The 22,243-nt window shown below is 51.1% G+C and carries 17 protein-coding genes; 10 read left to right on the forward strand and 7 right to left on the reverse strand.

Features of this window, described 5'->3' with window-relative positions; translation table 11 throughout:
* Positions 1 to 96 precede the first annotated feature (96 nt).
* Positions 97 to 933, forward strand: a complete 837-nt coding sequence (locus EV294_RS00920) for an AraC family transcriptional regulator (protein ID WP_132303158.1) — start codon at positions 97 to 99, stop codon at positions 931 to 933.
* A 104-nt stretch (positions 934 to 1,037) separates the two neighbouring features.
* On the opposite strand, the gene EV294_RS00925 is transcribed toward EV294_RS00920, so the two are convergent.
* Together EV294_RS00925 and EV294_RS00930 are read right to left on the reverse strand one after the other, a co-directional pair.
* Positions 1,038 to 1,601 (reverse strand): hypothetical protein, encoded by a 564-nt coding sequence (locus EV294_RS00925; protein WP_132303159.1) that lies wholly within the window; start codon positions 1,599 to 1,601, stop codon positions 1,038 to 1,040.
* Positions 1,602 to 1,782: 181 nt separating this feature from the next.
* Positions 1,783 to 2,382: a DJ-1/PfpI family protein gene (locus EV294_RS00930; RefSeq protein WP_132303160.1), complete on the reverse strand. Its 600-nt coding sequence runs from the start codon at positions 2,380 to 2,382 to the stop codon at positions 1,783 to 1,785.
* A 351-nt stretch (positions 2,383 to 2,733) separates the two neighbouring features.
* Between EV294_RS00930 and EV294_RS00935 the strand changes: the two genes are divergently transcribed.
* The 6 genes from EV294_RS00935 to EV294_RS00960 all read left to right on the forward strand — a co-directional run bounded on the left by EV294_RS00935 (position 2,734) and on the right by EV294_RS00960 (position 10,931).
* Positions 2,734 to 4,539, forward strand: a complete 1,806-nt coding sequence (locus EV294_RS00935; protein WP_132303161.1) for a cache domain-containing sensor histidine kinase — start codon at positions 2,734 to 2,736, stop codon at positions 4,537 to 4,539.
* Positions 4,532 to 5,866 (forward strand): response regulator, encoded by a 1,335-nt coding sequence (locus EV294_RS00940; RefSeq protein ID WP_132303162.1) that lies wholly within the window; start codon positions 4,532 to 4,534, stop codon positions 5,864 to 5,866. The genes EV294_RS00935 and EV294_RS00940 overlap by 8 nt, the downstream gene beginning before the upstream one ends.
* Before the next feature lie 97 nt (positions 5,867 to 5,963).
* Positions 5,964 to 6,890, forward strand: a complete 927-nt coding sequence (locus tag EV294_RS00945) for a carbohydrate ABC transporter permease (protein WP_015842957.1) — start codon at positions 5,964 to 5,966, stop codon at positions 6,888 to 6,890.
* Complete coding sequence (locus EV294_RS00950; RefSeq protein WP_132303163.1) at positions 6,887 to 7,759, forward strand: carbohydrate ABC transporter permease; 873 nt, start codon at positions 6,887 to 6,889, stop codon at positions 7,757 to 7,759. The genes EV294_RS00945 and EV294_RS00950 overlap by 4 nt, the downstream gene beginning before the upstream one ends.
* Before the next feature lie 115 nt (positions 7,760 to 7,874).
* Complete coding sequence (locus tag EV294_RS00955) at positions 7,875 to 9,320, forward strand: ABC transporter substrate-binding protein (RefSeq protein ID WP_132303164.1); 1,446 nt, start codon at positions 7,875 to 7,877, stop codon at positions 9,318 to 9,320.
* Positions 9,321 to 9,524: 204 nt separating this feature from the next.
* A complete protein-coding gene (locus EV294_RS00960) occupies positions 9,525 to 10,931 on the forward strand; it encodes a glycoside hydrolase family 32 protein (RefSeq protein WP_132303165.1) in 1,407 nt (468 codons plus the stop codon).
* 203 nt (positions 10,932 to 11,134) lie between these two features.
* On the opposite strand, the gene EV294_RS00965 is transcribed toward EV294_RS00960, so the two are convergent.
* From EV294_RS00965 to EV294_RS00980, 4 genes are all read right to left on the reverse strand, one after another.
* A complete protein-coding gene (locus tag EV294_RS00965) occupies positions 11,135 to 12,511 on the reverse strand; it encodes a sugar porter family MFS transporter (RefSeq protein ID WP_132303166.1) in 1,377 nt (458 codons plus the stop codon).
* A 247-nt stretch (positions 12,512 to 12,758) separates the two neighbouring features.
* Positions 12,759 to 14,102 (reverse strand): response regulator, encoded by a 1,344-nt coding sequence (locus EV294_RS00970; protein ID WP_132303167.1) that lies wholly within the window; start codon positions 14,100 to 14,102, stop codon positions 12,759 to 12,761.
* A complete protein-coding gene (locus EV294_RS00975) occupies positions 14,077 to 15,546 on the reverse strand; it encodes a sensor histidine kinase (protein WP_132303168.1) in 1,470 nt (489 codons plus the stop codon). The genes EV294_RS00970 and EV294_RS00975 overlap by 26 nt, the downstream gene beginning before the upstream one ends.
* Positions 15,543 to 16,526: a substrate-binding domain-containing protein gene (locus EV294_RS00980; protein WP_132303169.1), complete on the reverse strand. Its 984-nt coding sequence runs from the start codon at positions 16,524 to 16,526 to the stop codon at positions 15,543 to 15,545. The genes EV294_RS00975 and EV294_RS00980 overlap by 4 nt, the downstream gene beginning before the upstream one ends.
* A gap of 172 nt (positions 16,527 to 16,698) precedes the next feature.
* On the opposite strand from EV294_RS00980, the gene EV294_RS00985 reads away from it, so the two are divergent.
* Positions 16,699 to 18,519, forward strand: coding sequence for a PAS domain-containing sensor histidine kinase (locus tag EV294_RS00985; RefSeq protein ID WP_132303170.1), 1,821 nt, complete (start codon positions 16,699 to 16,701; stop codon positions 18,517 to 18,519).
* 44 nt (positions 18,520 to 18,563) lie between these two features.
* Here the strand turns inward: EV294_RS00985 and EV294_RS00990 are convergent, their stop codons facing one another.
* Complete coding sequence (locus EV294_RS00990) at positions 18,564 to 19,574, reverse strand: LacI family DNA-binding transcriptional regulator (protein WP_132303171.1); 1,011 nt, start codon at positions 19,572 to 19,574, stop codon at positions 18,564 to 18,566.
* A 144-nt stretch (positions 19,575 to 19,718) separates the two neighbouring features.
* Here EV294_RS00990 and EV294_RS00995 point away from each other — a divergent pair, with 144 nt between their 5' ends.
* Positions 19,719 to 21,509, forward strand: a complete 1,791-nt coding sequence (locus tag EV294_RS00995; protein ID WP_132303172.1) for an L-fucose isomerase — start codon at positions 19,719 to 19,721, stop codon at positions 21,507 to 21,509.
* A 65-nt stretch (positions 21,510 to 21,574) separates the two neighbouring features.
* Positions 21,575 to 22,234, forward strand: coding sequence for a class II aldolase/adducin family protein (locus EV294_RS01000; protein ID WP_132303173.1), 660 nt, complete (start codon positions 21,575 to 21,577; stop codon positions 22,232 to 22,234).
* The last annotated feature ends 9 nt before the right edge of the window (positions 22,235 to 22,243 follow it).

Raw genomic sequence — 22,243 nt, forward strand, 5'->3', positions numbered from 1 at the left:
GCTTAAGCAGCGGCAATGAAGCATCTTGCCGGATATGTTTGCAATGTGATATATCTTGCTGTATAGACAAAGGATATTGGGAAAGAGGGAGTAGGGATGAAGGCATCCGCCGCCGGAGAGGAAATACAAAGTCACCTGCTGTATGCCGGAAAAGTAAGCGATACGCCCAACTGGAATTTTCCAAGCCACAAGCATGATGATTTGCACGAAATTATCGTTGTATGCGGCGGCCAAGGGATGTTTACGATTGGAGGACAATCGTATAACGTAAGCGGGGGGGACATTCTGGTCTACAATAAAGGGGTACTGCACGAAGAACAGTCATCAACGGGCAATCCGTTAATCACCTATTACTGCGGATTCTCGCTGCCCAAGGCAAGCCCGGCCGAGGATTGGGTTATTCCGCCGGATGTCGAGCCCGTGATTCGGTCCAGCCGCGTATTCTCGGAAATTGAGGCCTTGATGAAAATGATCGTCGATGAATCCTCCATCAAGGAGGAAGGATACGAGGGGATCAGCCGTTATTTGATTAATTCCGTTATTCTGCTCCTTAGAAGAGCGGTGAGGAATCAACAGCATATCAAGCAGGAATCCAATACCGGACTAGCCGAGCAGATCAAGGATTATATCGACAGGAATTTTACGCAAAATATAAGTCTCAAGGATTTGGGTCGGCAATTTCACGTCAATCCGTACTATATTTCTCACGTCTTTAAGGATCACTATCGGATCTCCCCGATTAACTACGCCATTCACCGCCGGATCGGTGAGGCGACCAGACTGCTCGTCACGACGGAGATGAAGGTATGGGAGGTGGCAAAGCTTCTGGGCTACGACAATCCGAATTATTTCTCGATTATTTTCCGCCGGGTGACGGGGCTCTCTCCCAAGCGGTTCCGGGAAAGCAATCAGCAGAATCTGTTTCCACGTTAAAGTCGTTTGAACAAACAACAAACCGCGCTACCCATAACGGCAACGCGGTTTGTTGTTTGTTGGTTGTAATCAATGTAGCCAATCAATGTAGCTATTGACTAACATTATTTTTGATTTAAAGCTTCAACTGCTCCAAAAAAAGCATCACTGTACTGCTCGTATAACCCGGTATCAAACTGGTATTCTGTGTCTTTAGCTTTTGGAGGATCATCTTGTAACTTTTTATACAAAGTATCGATCTCCCCAGAAACCTTCGTCCACAATTGTTTTACTTCATCATACTTCGAATCTAATCCTTGAATGTAAATATCGTATTCTGCTTTCTTTTCCATCGACTTGCTGAGTTGCTGAATCATGAAGTCAATATCCATGGTACTTCCCGTAGCATCGGTCCCGTCGTAGGCATAGTGGCCGATGTTAACAAGTCCTTCGTTCCATATTTCCCCTATGACGAAGTTCTTTATTTCCATTAATGTCGATTCTACAGTAGGTTTTTCATCGGATTGAGTAGAAGTATCGGTCTGTATCCCCGCATCCTTAAAAGCTTGTTCTACCTTATCTTGTATGATCTCTTCATCGGATTTCTCTTTACCACCGCACCCAGCCAATAAAAAAAATGCAGCTAAGCATAGGATGATGTAAAAACCCCTTTCTCTAAATATAGACATTTTAAATCTACTCCTCTATTTTCAATAATTTTTCACTTAAATTATATCGGATATGTTAAGGGGAAAATAAAGAGAAAATTTAGAGAAAGGTTTGTTATTGTAAATATATTAGGCAGTTAAGCTGAGTAAAAACAATGATGCAGCTTACGGCATAAAGCCAAAGCTGCATCTTGCTTATCCATTATGAAGTCAAGGCTTCCGCTCCTGCTGCCGTTGCGGCATCCTCGCGGACAAGCTTCAGAAACTCGCGCATAAAGCCGGGAAGATCCGGCCATGCATGGCCGGTTACTAGCTTGCCGTCCACATGAAGCGTTTCGTCCGCATAGCAAGCGCCAAGGCGCTCGACTTCCAGACGCGAAGCGTTATAGGCCGTCATGGTGCGGCCATTAAAGTAGCTGTAATCAGGCAGCGACAGGAATACCTGCGCACCGTGGCAGATCGCGCCAATCGGTTTGTCGGCATCGATAAAATGCTGCAGAATGCGGGGCAGCTCCGCGTTGCCGCGAATATATTCCGGCGCTCTTCCCCCGGGAATAATAATCGCAGCGTATTCGGACGGGTCTACATCGGCGAAGCCCAAATGGGACTGCAGCTGATGAGCGGGCTTTTCCGTATACGTATCCCAGCCCTCGATAAAATCGTGACAGACGGTATGTAAGGTTTTTTGCGTCGGGGAAGCGATAACAGCCTCGTAGCCTTCCTCCAGCAGCCGGTAATAAGGATAATACACTTCCAAAACTTCCGCGGCATCGCCGGTTACAATAAGCACTTTGTTCGACATAGGATCACTCCTTAAAAGAATTGTGAAGCAATTCTTACTTCGAAAGCATGGGCTTAAAGAATTGTGAAGCAATTCTTACTTCGTAAGCATGGGCTTAAAGAATGGTAAAGCAATTCTTACTTCGAAAGCATGGGCTTAAAGAATGGTGAAGCAATTCTGAACACACAGCTATTATGCCCTCCCCCTTTGCGGCAGTCAATATTTTCCTTTTTCAATCTCGAAAAATCGGTCGTTTCTACTAGAATCAATGCTTGAAGTGCGTGAAATTACCTATACAATAAATAAGAATAGCCATACCGCTGTATTACATATTTGCTATATTTAAAGGAAGGAAGCTGGGGGTGCGTCATCATGAGAACGGGCTTTTCCAATCCAATGACCAAGCTAAGCGTGAAGCAGCAGCTGCTGTTATTGTTCCTGCTTATGGTCAGCCCGATATTCATTCTTCACAGCTACGGAAATTCGGAGGCCGAACAGATACTCAAACGCCACGTGACGAATGCCTATGCTGAATTGAACAAACAGAACCATACGCTGATCGACCGGGATATCGATACCGTCAACAAAATCACAACGACGATTATCCAGAACCCGACTGCTCAGCAGCTTGTACCCGATGACGATGAAACCGTCATTGAACGCGTCCGCAAATACGAGAAAATGGACGCTTTGCTGGCAGGCTATTCAACCGCCTTAAACGGCGGGGAGGCTGTTTATTACAGCCTGTATATCTACGATCCGAACAACTATTATTTTTTCGCGCCTAAGGTTCAGATGATTCAAAGCGGCGTTTATTTCTTCTCCGACGCCAATAAGCCGAAATGGTTCGATAAGGCGGTAGGGCTGAAGGGTCAAGGCTTTATGGAGATTATCGAAAATAACGACATGCTCGTCAAGAAGCGCACTCTGGCTTATATCCGGGCGGTGAATACGGTTAGTCAAGGGCATAGCGTCATCGGCGTGCTGATCGCAACCAACATGGATAAGAAGCTTGCCGAATCGATGCAGTCGGTCTCCTTGCCCGGCGGAGAAATCTTTTTCACGGATAAGCAAAATTATATTCTAGCCTCCACGAGTCCGAGGACCATGGGTTCCACGGTTGAACTTCCTGTAACCGCTTCCGGCGAGGCGGAAAGCCTTAGCAAGCCGATTATGACCTCGGAATACATCTATATGGCCAGTGACAACGAGCTGCTGCAGCAGCGGCTTATCTACAAGATTCCGATCAAATCGCTCCTTCAGCAGCAAAATGAAGTGAAGCGGGTTATTCAGCTGATATCGGTGGCGTACATCCTGTTCGGCTGTATCGTCATTTTCTATTTCTGGCGTTCGTTAATGACGCCGTTGCAAAGACTGGCAACGTTTGTCCGCCGTTACGAGCCTGGCAAGAGAGTGCCGGAGACGCCTGGCAAAGGCAGAAACGACGAGGTGGGAGTATTGATTGGAGCTTTGTATGATATGGCCCGCCGGCTCAATGGACTTATTCATGACAAATACCAGATGGAGATCAAGCAGCGGGAAAGCCAGCTTCAAATTTTGTATCAGCAGATTAATCCTCATCTTCTCTACAACACGCTTGAAAGCATTTATTGGAAAAGCTCGCTCGAAGGCAACTCCGAATCCGCGGAAATGATCAAGGAGCTGTCGAAGCTGATGAAGATCAGCTTAAGCCGCGGCCGGGAGTTGATTACGCTGGCGGAGGAGCTGGAGCATGCGGCTGCTTACGTGAAGCTGCAGCAGAAGCGTTACGACTATGACTTCCGGGTCATCTGGGCGGTACCTGAGGAGATGATGAATCATCTCATTCCGAAGGTTACGCTTCAGCCGTTGATCGAGAATGCCATCATCCACGGCGTCAAGAACATGGGGGAAGACGGCGAGATTCATATTAACGCGGAATACGAAGGCGACAAGCTGCTGATCCGCGTGGAGGATAACGGTTATAAAGAGGTGGATCATAAAGCGATTGAGTCTCTATTGAACGAGCCGGCGGCACAATCCTCTTCCGGATACGGCGTTAAAAACATACATCAGCGGCTTCAGCTGCATTTCGGAAATGTTTATGGCATTCAGTACAAAAAAAGAAACGGCGGCGGAACGATCGTTACGATCCAGCTTCCGGCCGCCGGCGAAAGGAAGGAACTAGGCGATGTATAACATACTGGTGGTGGATGACGAACCGCTTATTTGCAAAGGTCTAAGCAGCGTACTGGCTTCTTCCGGCATTGATATTTCCGCCATTCATATGGCTCATAACGGTTACGAGGCGCTCGACGTCCTTCGGACCGACGATATTGATCTGCTTGTTACCGACATTCAGATGGGAACGATGAACGGTATTGAGCTGATGCAGCAGGCGAAGTTAATTAAGCCGTGGGTGCAGACGATTATTATTTCGGCCCACGAGACGTTTCATTATGCCCAGATGGCGATCCGTCTCGGGGCTAAGGACTATTTAATCAAGCCGCTGAACAACGAACAGTTTCTGGATTCCGTGCGCAACGTTTTACTTAAGCTGCATAAACCCGAGCCTGCCGAACAAGAAAAACTGATTGCGGGCATGCAGGAGCATTTCCATATGGATGAGCTGAATCCGCAATCCGTGGATTGGCTTAATCAGCTCGTAAACAGTCAGACAGCGCTTAAGGTGCAGGACATCGTCCGAATATTGAAGGAGAAGCACGGGATCCGGCTGGAGGGGCCTTATTTCTCCATGATCCGCATCCGGCTTCATCTGACGGACCGTAACCGCGAGTTAACGAAGACGGATGAGAGGCTGCTCCGTTATGCCGCGCTTAATATCGTAAATGAGCTCTTTGACGAGCATTGGAATCATACAGCCTTTTATGCTTCGGATCGGGAAATCAATATTGTGTTGCAATGGAATGAGACGTTGTACGGGGAGACGGCTTCTTCCGGCATTATGAACGAGCTGGATATGATTGGCCGCAGCCTGCACTTCAATATCCAGAAGTATCTGGGAATCACGAGCGTAATCGGCATCAGCCAAATCCTGAAGGGGATCGAATTTATTGACGTCCTTCACGATCAGGTCATCAAAGCGCTCAGCTGCAATGAGCGTCATAAGGACCACTATGTGTTCTATTACGGGGATTTCAATTGGAACCAATATTCCCAGCGTCCAACCGAGGAAGAGTTCACCGCCCAGACCAGCCTGATTGTCGAGAAAGCGATGGAGTACATCAACCGGAATTTCGCGCAGAAGGGCTTAACCCTGCATGAAGTCGCGCAGAACAACCATGTCAGCCCGAACTACCTCAGCTACCTCTTCAAGAAGGAGACCGGCTATAACCTGTGGGAATATGTCGTTAAGCTGCGGATGGAGGAGAGCAAGCGGCTCCTTCTTCATACGGACATGAGACGTTACGAGATTTCGGAGAAGGTTGGTTACGAATCGCCGGAGCATTTCAGCAAAATTTTCAAAAAATATTACGGCATGAGTCCTAGCGAGCTAAAGAAGTAGAATTACTCATCATTGCCTTGGATACGCACATTACCTCGAGAGGCTCCTTTTTTTACAATAAGGAAAGAGGATTGTTAAAGAAAAGAGGGAGACTTGTATGGAGCAACACGCTGTCGCAAACGCGCCTCTCGAGCGTAAAGGCCGGTTTGCCGTATTTTTGAGGAAGCATTTCTGGGGACTATTGTTCCTGCTTCCCGCCTTTATTATTTTTATCTTGTTTCTATGGGTCCCGATCTTCAAAGGATTCATCTACAGCTTCTACCACATTGACTTTGTAAAAGGAAACAGTTTCGTCGGATTCGACAACTATAAAGTCGCGCTTCACGATAAAGACGCCTGGACGGCGGTGAAAAACACCGTTTATTATATGTTCCTCTGTCTTGTGATCGGCTTCTGGATTCCGATTGTATTCGCCATCGCGATCTCCGAGCTTCGCCGGTTCCAAGGCGTTGTCCGCGTAGCCGCTTATCTGCCGAATATTATTCCGGTAGTCGTTTTGTACGGATTGTGGCGCTGGTTCTACGATCCTGTCGGACCGATCAACGGGGTGATAACAGGTTGGTTTGGCGCGGATGAACCGGTATCGTTTATGACGGATACCAAATGGTCGATGATCTCCCTCGTCATTATGGAATCCTGGCAGCAGTTCGGTTCGGCGATGCTCATCTATTTGGCCGCCGTGCTCAGCATTCCGCGCGACTGGTACGAAGCTGCGGAAATCGACGGGGCTGGCGTATGGAACCGAATCCGTCATATCACGCTGCCTTCGATTAAAGGCCTGCTTGGCCTGCTTCTCATTCTGCAGCTGATCGGCACCTCGCAGGGGTACCAATCCCAGCTTGCGATGCTGGACGGCGGACCTAACAATGCGACGTTGACTTACGCGCTGCTCATTGTAAAATACGCCTTTAACCAGCAAAATTACGGGGTTGCGGCCGCGCTTGGCGTTCTGATGTTTATCGTGCTGGGCTTGCTCGCCATCGTTCAATACAGGCTTCAAGGCAAGGAGGGAGACGTACGATGAAACAGATGGACAGAGGGATACTCTCTTCGTTTGACCTGAAGAAGAAACCGATCTTGATCGGCTACTCGATTATGGTGCTTGTACTGGTCGTCATGTCCTGTTCGATGATTTATCCGATTCTGACGACGTTCTTTAACGGCCTCAAAACCAACGTGGAGGTCAACTCCTTCCCGCCGAGGTTCCTGCCAAGCGAATGGCATTTCGACAACTTTAACAAAGGCTGGAAGTTTATCGATCTTCCGGAGTTTCTAAGAAACACGCTTTATATTTTCGGAGGCAATCTGGTCATTACCGTAGGCGTTCTTGGCCTTGCATCCTTCAGCTTGTCGAGGCTCAACGTGCCTAAGCGCAAAGCGGTCTATTTCTTTTTTATGATGACCTTGTTTATTCCGCCAACCACGTACATCATTCCGAACTTCGTGAACCTGAAGGACCTGGGCCTCATGAACTCGTTTGCGGCCTTCTGGCTGCCGGCAGGCGCAAATGCCTTCTTCCTGCTGCTTCTGAAAAACTTCTTCGACGAGATCCATTACGAAATCTTCGAAGCGGCGCGTATTGACGGCGCTTCGGACTGGAGAAGCTTCGCGCAGATTGCGCTGCCGCTGTCGGTGCCGATATTCTCGACGCTTGCGATCTTTATCTTCTCGTCTTCCTGGAACGACTGGTTCTGGCCATCGCTCATCATGCATAACGACAGCCATTATCCGCTGGCGACGGCGATCTACAAATACGTGATTAACGCCAAAGGGCTGGCGCTTAATATCCGGTTTGCGATTCTGACCATGGTTATGCTTCCGCCAATCGTCGTGTTCCTGATCTTCCAGAAGTACATCATGCGCGGATTGCATCTGGGCGGCGTGAAAGGATAGTATTCAAATCGTAATCGTGCACATGATCGGAATAGGAATACACCTCGCAGGCGCCTATCCCTCTCCACTATGATGAGGGTGTAACAAATAAACGAACTCGAGAAGGGGAGTTACAATGAGAAAGAGCGTCTTTACGACAGTAGCTGCGGTATTACTTTGTTCGACTCTTGCTGCGTGCGGCGGCAACAATAATACGTCGAACAACGGCAACAAGCCGGCTGAAAGCGCAAATGCAAGCACAAACACGGCAACGGCCACTCCGCAACCATCCGAAGATATTACGCAAAAGAAAATTAAAATCAGCATTTATTATCCGCTTCCTGACCAGGTGGAAAACCGCAAGCTGGAAGACGACAAGATCGCACGCTTCAACAAGGTGTATCCTAACGTCGAGATCGTGAAGAGCGACTGGCATTACGCACCTAACGAAATCGGCATCAAAATGGCTGCCAACGAAGCGCCAACCTTCTTCAACACTTACGCAACCGAAGCGAAGTTCCTCGTTGAAAAAGGCTGGGCAGCCGATATTACGGATCTGTACAACAGCTACGAGTTCAAGGATCAAATCAACCCGGTTCTGCAAAACCAGTTCATCATTGACGGGAAAGTATACGGTATCGCCCAAAAAGGTTATGTAACGACGACGGTTGTGAACAAAAAAATGCTGGATGACAAAGGCGTAGCCGTACCTTCGTACGACTGGACTTGGGACGACATGGTGAATACGGCTAAAGGCGTTGCCGATGCGAAGAAAGGGATCGCGGGTATCGCTCCAATGGGCAAAGGCAACGAAGCAGGCTGGAACTGGACCAACTTCCTTTTCGAAGCAGGCGGAGAAATCCAGAACGTAGCAGACGGCAAGGTAACGGCAACGTTCAACTCCGAAGCCGGCAAGAAAGCTCTCGATTTCTACAACAAGCTGAGATGGGATGCAGACGTTATTCCGAAAGACTGGGCTCTTGGCTGGGGCGACGCCGTAGGCGCGTTTGGTCAAGGACGCACGGCAATGGTTATCGCCGGCGCGGAAGGCGTACTGGAGCAAGCGCTGAACCAAGGAGGCATGAAGATCGAAGACGTGCTGACTTATCCAATGCCGGCAGCCGAAAAAGGCGGCAAACATACGGGCGTTTTGGGCGGCGACTATCTCGTTATCAACCCTAACGCTACAAAAGACGAGCAGGAAATGGCGTTCCGTTACATCACGTTCGACTACTTCACGGACGACTATCTGACTTCGATCGAAAAAGACATTCAAGCTCGCAAAACGGAAGGCAAATACTTCATTCCGCCGCACATCAACTACTTCAGCCCGGATTCGGAGTATGGCAAAAAAGTTCAAGCGATCTTCGACAAGTACGACAACGTATACAAATACAACGCGGAGTCCAATGCTTTGCTCGACGGCAAGCCTGAGGCTCAGTACAACACGCAAGAATACTACGGCTCTATGACGAACGTCTTGCAAGAAGTATTCTCGAAAAAAGGTACCGACACGCAAGCTCAGCTCGACGCGGCAGCGAAAGAAATGCAAACGAAGTATTACGACGCAATCAAGCCTTAAACGGACGGGAGTATCTCCTCGATTTAACCTAATAAGCGGCCGTGCAGATGAATTTGAATCTGCACGGCCGTTTTTTTATTACGGATTCTCCTCGTTAATTGAAATGATAAAAAACACCTATCAAAATATTGACATATTCAATATATCGTTTATATTGTGATTGTGAACGTATGAGCTGTCAGCCAATTAGATAGGAGAGATAACATGGATCGTTACAGGCCAAGGTATCATTTTACGGCACCTCGCAACTGGATGAATGACCCGAACGGGCCGTTTCAGTTAAACGGCGAATACCATTTGTTTTACCAGCATAACCCGTCAAAGCCCGAGTGGGGCGACATTCATTGGGGGCATGCCGCAAGCACGGACCTGGTGAATTGGACGCATCTGCCTATTGGAATGGCTCCATCGTATGAGCTTGGCGAGGCCCACTGCTTCTCCGGCTGCTCCGTCATTCATGAAGGCGAAGTGACGTTGTTCTATACAAGCATTGGCGAAGGGGATCGAAACGCCGCTACAGGAGCGCAGCAATGGATGGCCCGCTCGACGGATTTGCGTACATGGCATAAACCGGACATTAACCCGGTACTTAGCCTGAATCTGCATGGAGACCTTGAGATTCGGGACTGGCGGGACCCTTATGTCTGGAAGGCGGAAGACGGGTGGAGAATGATCCTTGGCGGCATCCATGAGGAAAAAGGCTGCGCCTTTATCTATCACTCCGGGGATTTGGAGAATTGGAGCTTCAAAGATATTTTTTATAAGGGTGAAGAATGGATCTGGGAATGTCCGCATTTGTTCCGTTTCGGCGATAAAGCGGTATTGTTCTATTCCCCAAGCGGTCCCGTCCGTTACCTTTCCGGTACCATCAGCGGAGATAAGCTTATCGACGTGCAAAAGCACGGTACTGTCGACCATGGCGGCTGGGAGGGCTATTACGCTTCTACCGGATTCGTGGACGAGAACGGCCGCCGCATTGTGCATGGCTGGATTCCGGAAGGCAGCAGGGGCGAAGAGTTTCCCGAGAACCTGGATTGGGCCGGGGCGCTGGCGCTGCCCCGTGTCGTAGATCTGAAGGCTAGCGGTGCTCTTTCCATGATCCCCGTGCCTGAGGTGGAGTCGCTGAGAGGCGAGAATTACAGCTTTAAAGATCTAAAAGTCGGACAAACGCCTGTCCGAACGGGAGTACAATCGAGATCCTTCGAATGCCTGCTCGAAATCGACAGGAAGTCGATCGATGCAACGGCTCTTACCATTTCCGTATTCGCTTCCGCCTGCGGCAAGGAGCATACGGACGTACGCCTGGATCTGGCCTCCAATACGATTACGATTGACCGGTCGAATTCAAGCCTGCTTCCAAAGGTGCATAAAACGCCGGTCCAGGGTGATCTGCCATCTGCAGATGGCGCGGATCCAATCAAGCTGCGTGTATTCGCAGACCAATCGATTATCGAAGTGTTTGCGGATGACGAGACCTGCCTGACGGCAAGAGCTTATCCTACTCTGGAGGACAGTACCGGCATCCAGCTCCGAACGGACAGCGGTGAAGGCATAGCCGCAAGCCTTCAGATATGGGAGATGAAGGCTGCGGAAATCAAATTTGAAAGCTAAATTAAAAAAGCTGGGCGAAATCAATCGCCCAGCTTTTTGCTTATTTTAAAAAGGTAATCGGTTGAGGAAAGGGGTATCTCCCGAGGAGCGAAGCGTTCGCCTTTGCCACTTGTGAAATTTACATAATAAAATGGATTCAAGAATTCACAATGGCAACAGCGACCGAAGGAGATACCCCGTCCACGGAGCGATAACTTAAAGTCTTATTTCCCGTTCCAGGACGCCTCGATTTCCTCGAGCGACTTGCCTTTCGTCTCCGGTACAACGCGCATCGTAAACAGGAACGTAATGAGCGACATGACGCCAAAGATCCAGAACGTAACGGCTGGCCCTGCGGATTCCAGCATGGGCGGGAACGACTGCGATACGACGTAGTCGGCAATCCACAGCGCCATCGATGCGATTGCGGTAGCCCGGCCGCGGACGCGGTTCGGGAAGATCTCGCTAAGGACGACCCATACGACGGGTCCAAGCGATACGGCGAAGGCCGCAACGTAGATCAGGATAAAGATCAGGACAAGCGAGCCGGTGGTATGGCCGGTATGGAACGCAATCCCGATAACCGCCAGACAGACCGTCATGACAGACGAACCAACAAGCAGCAAAATTTTTCGGCCGACTTTATCGATCAGCCAGATTGCAAGAATGGTAAACAGGAAGTTAACGAAACCAATCAAGATGGTTTGAAGCAACGAAGAGTCCGTCCCGGAGCCCATCGACTTGAAAATTTCCGGCGCGTAATACATGACCGCATTAATGCCGGTTACTTGCTGAAGAACGGCGAGTACGACGCCAACGATGAGCGCAAGGCGGATGCCAGGGCGGAAAATCTCTTTGAGAGAGCTGCCTTTTTCTTCAGCGAAAGAGGCTTTAATATCGAGAACCTCTTGCTTTGCATCTTCCTCGCCGTGGATGCGAAGAAGGATATTGAGCGCTTGCTCCGGCCGGCCTTGCTTGATCAGCCATCTTGGGCTTTCAGGCACAAGGAAGAGCAGAACGAAGAAAATAACGCCTGGCACAACGCCTACGCCAAACATCCAGCGCCACGCGTTCGCAATATCCCAAGCATCGTCGCCATAGCCGGCGATACCCGAGTTGACGAAGTAAACAAGGAAAATCCCCGTAACCGTCGCGAATTGGTTCAAGGCAACGAGACGGCCGCGGTATTTCGCAGGAGCAATCTCCGCGTTGTACAGCGGGCAGAGCGTGGACGTAATCCCGATGCCAAGACCGCCGATCATGCGGGCGATGATATACATCGAGAACGTATCCGGAATCGCGGAGCCAATCGAACCGATAATGAACAGGGCTGCTGCCGCGATAAGTACTTTTTTGCGGCCGAAACGGTCGCTCAGTACACCGGAGAATCCCGCGCCAACCACGCATCCGATAATAAGCGAGGATACGGCCCAGCCGACTTCCACCTCGTTTAAGTCAAATCGGTCTTGCATAAATCCGATTGCTCCCGATACGACAGCGGTATCGAAGCCGAATAATAATCCGCCGAGGGCGGCAATCATCGAAACGAGCGTAACAAACTTCATGCTTTTGCCGCTCACATTTGCAGTTAAGCTGCTCACTTTATTTATTCCCCTTCCATCATGTGACTGCTTGAATAAATGGTTGCGTTTATTGAAACGAGTTTCATTATATCACCGGACTGAAGGGGATTAGCGGTCATTCGTCTGCACTTATTTGTGTTGTTCCAGCATGGAATAGCTGCTTGACCGGGTACATTGGAGAGAGCTTGAAACGAGTAGCATTTTATTAGTTTGCCAAAACAAAAAAGTCCATGCCTCTCTGGCATGAACTCCCTGTATATCCTGATCATTTTGCTTGACTGCGGTATTCGGTCGGGGTAAGACCGGTTACCCTCTTGAACACCCGGCTGAAATAATTCGGGTCTTTATAACCCACCTCGAAGCATACTTCCTTCAAAGCCAGCTCGTCGGCGGACGAGATCAGCTGCTTGGCCTTCTCGATCCGCAGCCCCGTCAAATAATCGATAAACGTGGCTCCTGCCTGCTGCTTGAACACTTTGCTGAAGTAGTGGGGGTTCAGATGGACATGCTCGGCGGTTTCCTCGAGTGATAATTCCTCCGTAAAATGCTGCCCGATATAGTGCTTGGCCTTATCCATCACGTTAATCGTCTGCTGCTCCCGCTGCTCCCGGATTCGCTGCAGGGCGGAAATGACATAGGAGCGCTGATCCTCCGGACCGGAGCCATCACCCGCAGTAAAGGGATCGGCGGGTAATGCGGCCGCCCCCTTCACCAACTCCTCGAAATCGCGGACCTCGCCAGCATGCCGGTCAACGTCGGAAGCGAATACGGCCTCGAAATACGATTTGCGCCAGCCGTCGGCGCCGGATTGCACCGACCCGATTCCAACGGTAATCGGCAGCTCGAATTGGCGCTCGGCCAGCCTGCACAGCTTCTCGCCGAACGGCTTGATGCCGCTTTTCCAGGAACGCTCCTCCGCGTCAACCCGTATGAAAACAGCCATATGCAGGTCGATTAAGGAGCTGACAATGCAAGACACCCCATAGGTCTTGGTAAAGCTGCGGAACGTTTCGTACAGCTTTTTCTTGTCCAGCGTATAAATCTGCTTCGGGAAGGCGACAACAACCGCACAGCCCTCATCAAGCGGGAAGCTCAGCCAGTCGGATAGCTTCTCCTCATCCGCGCCCAATACCTGATCCACCATGAGCAGGAGTGACAGCTCGTTTTCCACCAGCGGCTGCAGCTGGGATACCTTGTCCCGCAGAAGAAGCTCTTCGTTCCGCTTGGATTTGTCGCGCTCCAGCTCTTCAATGAGCAGGTTCAAGGTCGAAGAGATTTGCTCGCGTCCGGCAGGCTTGACGATATATTCCTTTACGCCAAGCGACACCGCTTCTTTGGCATAGGCAAAAAAGTCATAAGCCGTTACCAGTATAAACTTGGTATCCGGGAGCCGCGATTTAATTTCCCTTATGGCTTGCAGACCTTGAATACCGGGCATATTAATATCCATCATAATGATATGGGGGCGGAATTCCTCCGCCTGTTCAATGGCTCTCCGGCCATTATCGGCAAACGCGATCTGGAACATGTCCGGCAGCATGCGGTGAATCAGATGCTCCAGCCCTTCGCGTTCCAGCGCTTCGTCATCGGCGATCAATAGACGGTACATCGTGCTCCGGTCCTCCTTTCTGCTCAACATCCGCTTCGTTAGGCAGGAGGAGAATAACCGAGGTTCCCCGTCCTGGCTCGCTTTCGATATTAACAACATCCTGCCGGTTATAGAAGAGCCTCAGCCGCTTAATCACATTCCGCGTGCCAAAGCCCATGGAGTTTTTCTTCGCCGGAGCGGGATTTGCGGGCTCTTGCAAGGCAAGAAGCGCGTCGCGTTCCTCCGTCTTCATTCCGGCTCCGTTGTCCTTAATAACTATTCTAACCCTATCGCCGGACCGCTCGATAGTAAGCTGAATTCTTCCGCCGGACTCCAAACGCTCCACGCCGTGTACGAATGCGTTCTCCACCAGAGGTTGTATCGTCAGAGCGGGAATGAGCATGTTAAGTGCGGATTCGTCGATCTGCTGGCTAATTTCTACGCGGTTGCGGAACCGGGCTTGTTGAATCGTGAAATATTCCCGGACATGCTTAAGCTCGTCGCCAAGCGTAACCGGGCGGTCCAATTGGCTTAAGTTATAACGGATCAGCTTGGACATCGACACAATAAGGTCGCTTGTCCGGTCGGCCCCTTCAAGCAGCGCCAGCTTGGACAGCACATTTAGCGTATTGAACAAAAAATGCGGGTTGATCTGGCTTTGCAGAGCCTGAAGCTCGAGTTCTTTCACCAGACGCTCCGATTCCAAACGTTCTTTGTCCCGACCCATCAACTCAGTCAAATCCTTAATCATGTGGCGGAACGCTTCCGATAGGATACCAAGCTCGTCATTCGAGCGTTCGGGGAGATAAGCCGCATCCAGCTGCCCTTTGGCCAGATGCCGCGCCGTTAACACGAGACGGTCTACCGGCTCCGTAATGCTTCTTGAGATCCATAACGCAACAACGATACTTAGCAGCGTATTGATTATAAATACGGCTGGCCCCAGCCAGTCCATTCGTACGATTTCCAATTGGATGCTCCGGTATACGGGCTCATATGCGCTTAGCTCCAGATCAATGAGACGGCGCTCTTCCTCTCTTATGAAAGAGCCCGTCCGCTCCGTGTCCTCATAGTAACCAAGTGCCTCGTCCGGAGCGGCAGACTTTTCGGCCGACTGTACCTGCTCCGCCAGCGTCTGAAGCATATGAACATAACCCTCCAGCACGCCGGCGATGTCGGATTCCGTCCGCTGTTTATCCAACTGCCCGCTGATTTGCGTCAGCTCCGCTTGCTGCTCCAGAAGCGAAGTCCGGCTGTTGTCCTCGGGATTAAGCAGATACGCGTACAAGGCCTGCACATTCGCATCGGCCGTTTGGGCCGATTGGGTATACAGCAGCATGCGGTCCATCATCGTATTATAGCTGTGCTGTACCGTTTTGGAGCTCTCGAACAGGAAGAACGTGACGCCGTTGGTCAGGAGCACCAGCAGCGGAATAAAGAGCAGCAGCTTTTTGCGGAGGGTCATGGGGCGGCAACCTCCTTCTCCGTAACGACGGAGATTGGAGTGTACTGCTTGGATGAGACGTCTTTTCCCTGAAAATATTGATTGAGCAGCGACATCGCTTCATAGCCCATTTGGGAGGGCTGCTGAACAATCGAAGCTTCGATCTGCTTCTTCTTAATAGCGATCAGCGTATCCTCCAGGTCATCGAAAGCAAAGACCGCGACCCCCCCGGGCTTTACGCGGGCAACGGCTTCCGCTATGCCGATTCCGTCAAGGGAGCTGAAGCCGACCATGTAATTGATCTCCGGATGGTCCTTCAGCATTTGCTCCGCCTGCTGCGCGGCTTGAAGCCGGGAAATATTCGATGAGCGGACATCGGCGATAGACAGCCCCTTGTAAGAATGAATGACCGATTGGAATCCTTCCAGTCGGAGCCGCTGGTTGGCCGCTTCCTTGCTGCCTACTAGAACGCCTATTGCGCCGCGGGGTTCCTTCCGACCGCCTTCCGCAATCAGACGGCCCATCTCTTGGCCGGCTAAGGCGTTATTGGTGCCGACATAAGCGAGTCGCTTACTGCCGGGTTCGTCCGTGTCGACGGTAATGACCGGAATGCCAAGCCGGCTGGCTTTTTCGATTAACGCTTTGTCCTGCGAGGTTCCGATCCCCTGCAAAATAATCCCGTCCATCTTCGAGGCAATGGCCTTCTCCAGCAGCTTCATCTGCTCCTCCGCGTTAATGCGGAACGGCCCCATATATTGCAGCTCCATCCGGTATTCACCGGCCGCTTTCTGCGCTCCCTGCTCGACGGACCGCCAGAACGGATTGTCCAGCTCCTGCGAGATGAGGGCAATCTGCCGTTTGGGATGAACCTGATCGCTTGCCTCCAGCGGGGTTACGAGTCCCCTGATCCGTTCGGTAGACCAATAAAACTGGACCAGTACATATGCAAAAATAATAAGTAATAGAAGGACGCCCACGTTCCATTTTCTTCGGTTGGCCATATGGCTTCTCAAGCTCTCCTCGGTGTCGGAATAATAGCCACATTATACATGAATGGTCTTTAAACCCAAAATTAATCTAATTTCAATGGTCATGTTAGCAGGGGATTCCGGCATTTTGTGGAATTGAATGGAGTAGCGATCACTTTGACTTCGAAAAGGTGGAAAAATTCGAATGGACAAGCATGGTCATATAATGAAGCATACGTTTATGGAATCGATATGGAACAATATCCCCGACGGGATTGTCGTCATAGATTTGAACGAGAATATCCTGGATGTCAATCCGGGGTTTGAAGCGCTTCACGGCTGGACGAGGGAAGAGCTGGTCGGCAGACCCTGCTGCTTTACGCCGGTTCATCTTCTGGAAGAGCGAAGGCTGATGATCGAGAAGGCCAAGCTTGGCGAAAGTCTGCAATGCCAGGAGACGTTTAAGCTCCGGAAAGACGGCACCATGGTCTATGTCAGTCTTACCCTTACGGCTCTTAGGAATGACAGCGGGACTATCATCGGGATTGTTGGAATCGAGAGGGATATTTCGGACCGGATCAAGATGGAAGCCTCGTTGTTTGAAGCGGAAAGCCTTTACAGTCATTTGGCTGACAGCGCGTTGGCAGGCGTGTTTGTCGGGCAGGAAGGCCGCATTTTGTACGCGAACCCTTATCTTGCGGCGCTTTATGGGTATACGAATGAGGAATTGCTGCAGATTGAGTTGGGAAAGCTGATGCTGCCCGGTGAGCTGGAAGTCGTTACGCGGGACGCGCAAGCAACCTTGATGGAGCAAAAACAGATTTATTATCATTTCAACATTACAGGGGTCAAGAAGGACGGCTCCCCTGTTCACCTCGAAGGCAACTCCTGCCTGATCTCCTTTCAAGGCAAGCCGGCGCTGCTGGGCACGGTACAGGATATCACGATCAAGAAGGAAAAAGAGCGTTCCCTTCGCGACAGTGCCAACATGTATCAGCGTATTATCAAGTTCCTTCCCGAGCCTATTGTTCTGATCGATAATGGCGAGATTGTATATGCCAATAAGTTAGCAGTCAAGCTGATTGGCGCTGCCGATGATTCCGAGATGGTCGGGCGGCCTATCCTCGATTACGTAGATCCCGCTTACAGCGATGATCTCATGGATGTACTCAACAAGGTGATTCATACCGACGATCCCACGAATTTTATCGAAAACAAGATGCTGTGCAATGACGGCCAGACGATCGACGTAGAGATGTCGAGCATCCGGATTCACAATTACCGGGGGAAAATGGTGATCTTGACCGTCATCCGGGATTTGACGGACCGTAAGCGGTCGGAAGAAATGCTGGTCCGCTCCGAGAAGCTGTCGGTGATCGGACAGCTGGCGGCAGGCGTAGCGCATGAAATCCGAAACCCGTTGACCGCATTAAAAGGATTTACCCAGCTGCTGAAATCCAAGGCGGAGGGGAATTCGTTCTATTACGACATCATGACCAATGAGCTGGACCGGATCAATTTTATCGTGAATGAATTTATGACGCTGGCAAAGCCGCATTTCTCCAAATTCAGCACGCGCAGGCTGGACCATATTTTGCATGCGGTCATCTCGATATTGGAGACGCAGGCGATTCTGATGAACGTGTCGATCCGTACGGAGTTCGAGAACTGTATTCCGTCGATTTATTGCGATGAGAATCAGCTGAAGCAGGTTTTTATCAATATTATCAAAAATGCGATTGAAGCGATGCCGCTTGGGGGACAGATTACGATCACGGCGGCCATGGAGCCGGATCATGAGCGGGTGCGCCTGACGATCCGCGATGAAGGCATGGGCATTCCGGACGAGATTATCCGTCAGATCGGACAGCCGTTTATAACGACCAAAGAGAAGGGAACGGGGCTTGGCCTGATGATCAGCTCGCGCATTATCGAGCAGCATCAAGGGCTCATGAATATATCAAGCATACCGGGCGAAGGGACAACGATTGAAATCATCCTGCCGTTAACGACGGAAGAGCAATGATAAAGAAAAGGCTGGGCGTTTATTACGCTCAGCCTTTTTTCTTTTTACAAGGTGGAGACCGACCGGCGGATAATGAGCTCCGCTGGCAGGACGATTTTTTTCCACGGTCCGGCTTCCTCTTTGTTCTGAATGCGGTCTATGAGCATCTGCATGCCCAGGTAGCCGAATTGATAGGCCTGCTGCGCGGCAACCGTCATAAACGGGTCCACCTCGGAATACGGGCCGAAATCGTCAAAGCAGACGATGGAGATATCTTCCGGGATGCGCATATTCCGTTTTCTCAGCAGGCGGATGGCTTCGATCGCCAGGACGTTGTTGCCGGCCACGACGGCGGTTGGGAGCGGTTCAAGCGAATCCAGCCAGGCTTCCATTTCCGACAGATCGGTACGGGGACCGTAGCTGGTCTCAAAGACGATTCGTTCGTCATAAGTCAATCCGTTCAAGATTAACGCTTCCTTATAGCCTTCCAGACGCAGTCTCGCGCTTGAGATCGTATCGGAGCCGTTCACCATCGCGATGCGGCGATGGCCCTGCTTGGCCAGATGGTTAACCAGCTGGCGGGCGCCTTCCTTGCTGTCCCCAAGCACGATGTCGCATTCGACGCCGGGCACTTCGCGGTCCAGCAGGACAAACGGGATGTTATGCCGCTGCAGCGATTCGAGATGGGGCAGAGACGGGTCTCCTGCAGGGGCAATCAGCACGCCGTCCACCCGGGTCGTCAGAATGGTGTTCATATAATCGGCTTCCTTTTCCAAGCTTTCGTCGCTGTTGCCGAACAGCAGCCGGTAGCCGTTCTTGGTGGCAGCGTCTTCGGCTCCCCGGGACAGCGTGGTATAGAACGGGTTCGTTATATCGGTAATCAGCAGGAACAAGCTTCGGGTCTGCTGCAGGACAAGGCTGCGGGCCATCTGGTTCGGAACGTAGTTCAGCTCCTCCATCACCTTCTTGACCTTGGCTCTTGTTTTCTCGCTTATTCTGCCTGTGTTATTGATAACTCTGGAAACGGTCATCGCGGATACGTTAGCCTTCTCCGCAATATCATAGATTGTAACCATACCTACTGCTCCTCATCGACAATTCATGCTTTTATCTTACAAGAGAAAACGATTGACAGCAACAGGACGCCTTGCTAAATTAGAGTTATCGGTAACATTTTATTTGCCAGATTCGTTATTATTCATTCATTTGGAGGGGTATTTATGACGGACATCGCTTATCGCTTTCAGAATGGTTTTCCGAAGATCGGGATTCGGCCGACGATAGACGGGCGCCGCAAGGGAGTTCGCGAATCGCTTGAGGTTCAAACCATGAATATGGCTAGATCGGTCGCGAATCTGATTGCCGAGAATTTGCGTTACCCGAACGGCGAACCGGTGCAATGCGTCATTGCGGACACAACGATCGGCGGGGTGGCGGAAGCGGCGGCATGCGCGGACAAATTCGCCCGCGAGAATGTTGGGGTATCGATAACGGTTACGCCATGCTGGTGTTACGGTACGGAAACGATGGATATGAATGCTTCCATCCCGAATGCGGTATGGGGCTTTAACGGGACGGAGCGTCCGGGTGCGGTTTATTTGGCTGCCGTTCTGGCTGGCTACGCGCAAAAGGGCATTCCGGCCTTTGGCATTTACGGCGAGGAAGTGCAGGAAGCCTCCGATACTTCCATTCCGGATGATGTGCGGGGCAAGCTGCTATCCTTTGCCAGAGCGGGCCTTGCGGTTGCTTACATGCGCGGCAAATCGTATTTGTCGATGGGTTCGGTCTCGATGGGAATCGCGGGTTCGATTGTAAGCGATTCCTTTTTCCAGGAGTATCTCGGCATGCGGACGGAATACATCGATATGTCCGAGTTTGTACGCCGTTTCGAAGAAGAAATTTACGATACGGCCGAATTTGAGCGAGCTCTCGCTTGGGTGAAGGAGAACTGCGCGGAGGGTCCGGACAATAACCCTGAGGCTATTCAAACCTCCCGCGAGAAGAAAGACCGGGATTGGGAGACCGTTGTCAAAATGACGATGATTGCCCGCGACCTGATGATCGGCAATCCTCGCCTTGCTGAGCTTGGCTTCGGTGAAGAAGCGATGGGCCATAACGCGATCGTGTCCGGATTCCAGGGACAACGCCAGTGGACGGACCATTTCCCGAACGGCGACTTTATGGAAGCGATTCTGAACTCCTCCTTTGACTGGAACGGCATCCGCCCTTCGTTTATCGTGGCAACGGAGAACGACAGCCTGAACGGCGTCGTTATGCTATTTGGCTATCTGCTGACGAATACGCCGCAAATTTTTGCGGACGTGCGCACGTACTGGAGCCCGGCTTCGGTAGAGCGGGTTACGGGGCATAAGCTTGAAGGCCATGCGGCTAACGGCATTTTGCATTTGCTTAACTCGGGCTCGGCAACGCTTGACGGTACCGGCGAGCAGCAGCTGGACGGCCAGCCGGCGATGAAGCCGTTCTGGGAGATTACGGAAGACGAAGCGGCGGCTTGTCTTGCGGCTACCTCGTGGAGACCGGCCGGCGTTGAATATTTCCGCGGCGGCGGCTTCTCCTCCGACTTCCTGTCGCGCGGCGGCATGCCGATGACGATGTCCCGGATCAATTTCGTAAAAGGCGTTGGGCCGGTTCTTCAAATTGCGGAAGGCTACTCCGTCGAGCTGCCAAGCGAGGTGCATGACAAGCTCGACAAGCGGACGGATCCAACCTGGCCTACAACCTGGTTCGCTCCGACTCTGACAGGCAAAGGCGCCTTCACCTCCGTGTACGACGTGATGGATAACTGGGGAGCCAACCACGGCTCGATCAGCTTCGGCCATATCGGCGCTGAGCTGATTACGCTTGCTTCGATGCTGCGCATCCCGGTCAACATGCATAACGTTCCGGAAGAGAATATTTTCCGTCCGCGGGCATGGGGACTGTTCGGCACCAACGACAAAGAGGCGGCGGACTACCGCGCATGCTCGAACTTCGGACCGTTGTACAAGTAGGAAGCATGCTTTCGAAGCGAGAATGGTGCACTCGTGGTCCAAAAATATGGAAATGGTAATGGGGGATGAACGGATTGGATATTCGGCAGGAGCTGTGCAAATACGCGAGAAAGACGGTTGCGAACAAGCTGGTCGTTGGACCGGGCGGCAATATCAGCGCAAAGCACGAGGGTAAAATGTATCTGTCGCCAAGCGGCTTTGCCCTTGACGAGATTGAACCGGAGCAGTGGGTAGCCGTTGATATCGAGACCGGTGAAGTAGAGGATAACGGGCTCCGTCCGTCCTCCGAGGTGCTGATGCACCTCTACGCTTACCGCGCGAATCCGGCGATTGGGGCCATTGTTCATACCCATCCGCCATACTGTATTGCTTTTACCCTGGTGGAAGAGGAGCTTCCGATTATGTTCCCGGACCAAGCGGCGCTTGTCGGCAAGACCGTCTACATTCCTTATGTGCTGCCTACTACGGAAAAGCTGGCGGATGCCCTTGTCCCTAAAGTGAAGGAAGCAAGCAGCATTTTGCTTGGCAACCATGGCCTTGTCACAACCGGGCGCAACCTGCGCGAGGCGTATTACCGTACGGAGGTTGTGGAGGAGAGCGCGAAGATCTTCCTGATCGCCAGCCAGGTTAAGGAACCTAAAGTGCTGACGAAGGAAGAATTCGAGGAGATTGCGTCGCTTGAGAGCGAAGCATATCGGATCAAGCTGCTGCAGAAGCAGCAATAACTTGATGAC

It is taken from the genome of Paenibacillus sp. BK033 (assembly GCF_004345425.1).
Lineage (GTDB): Bacteria > Bacillota > Bacilli > Paenibacillales > Paenibacillaceae > Pristimantibacillus.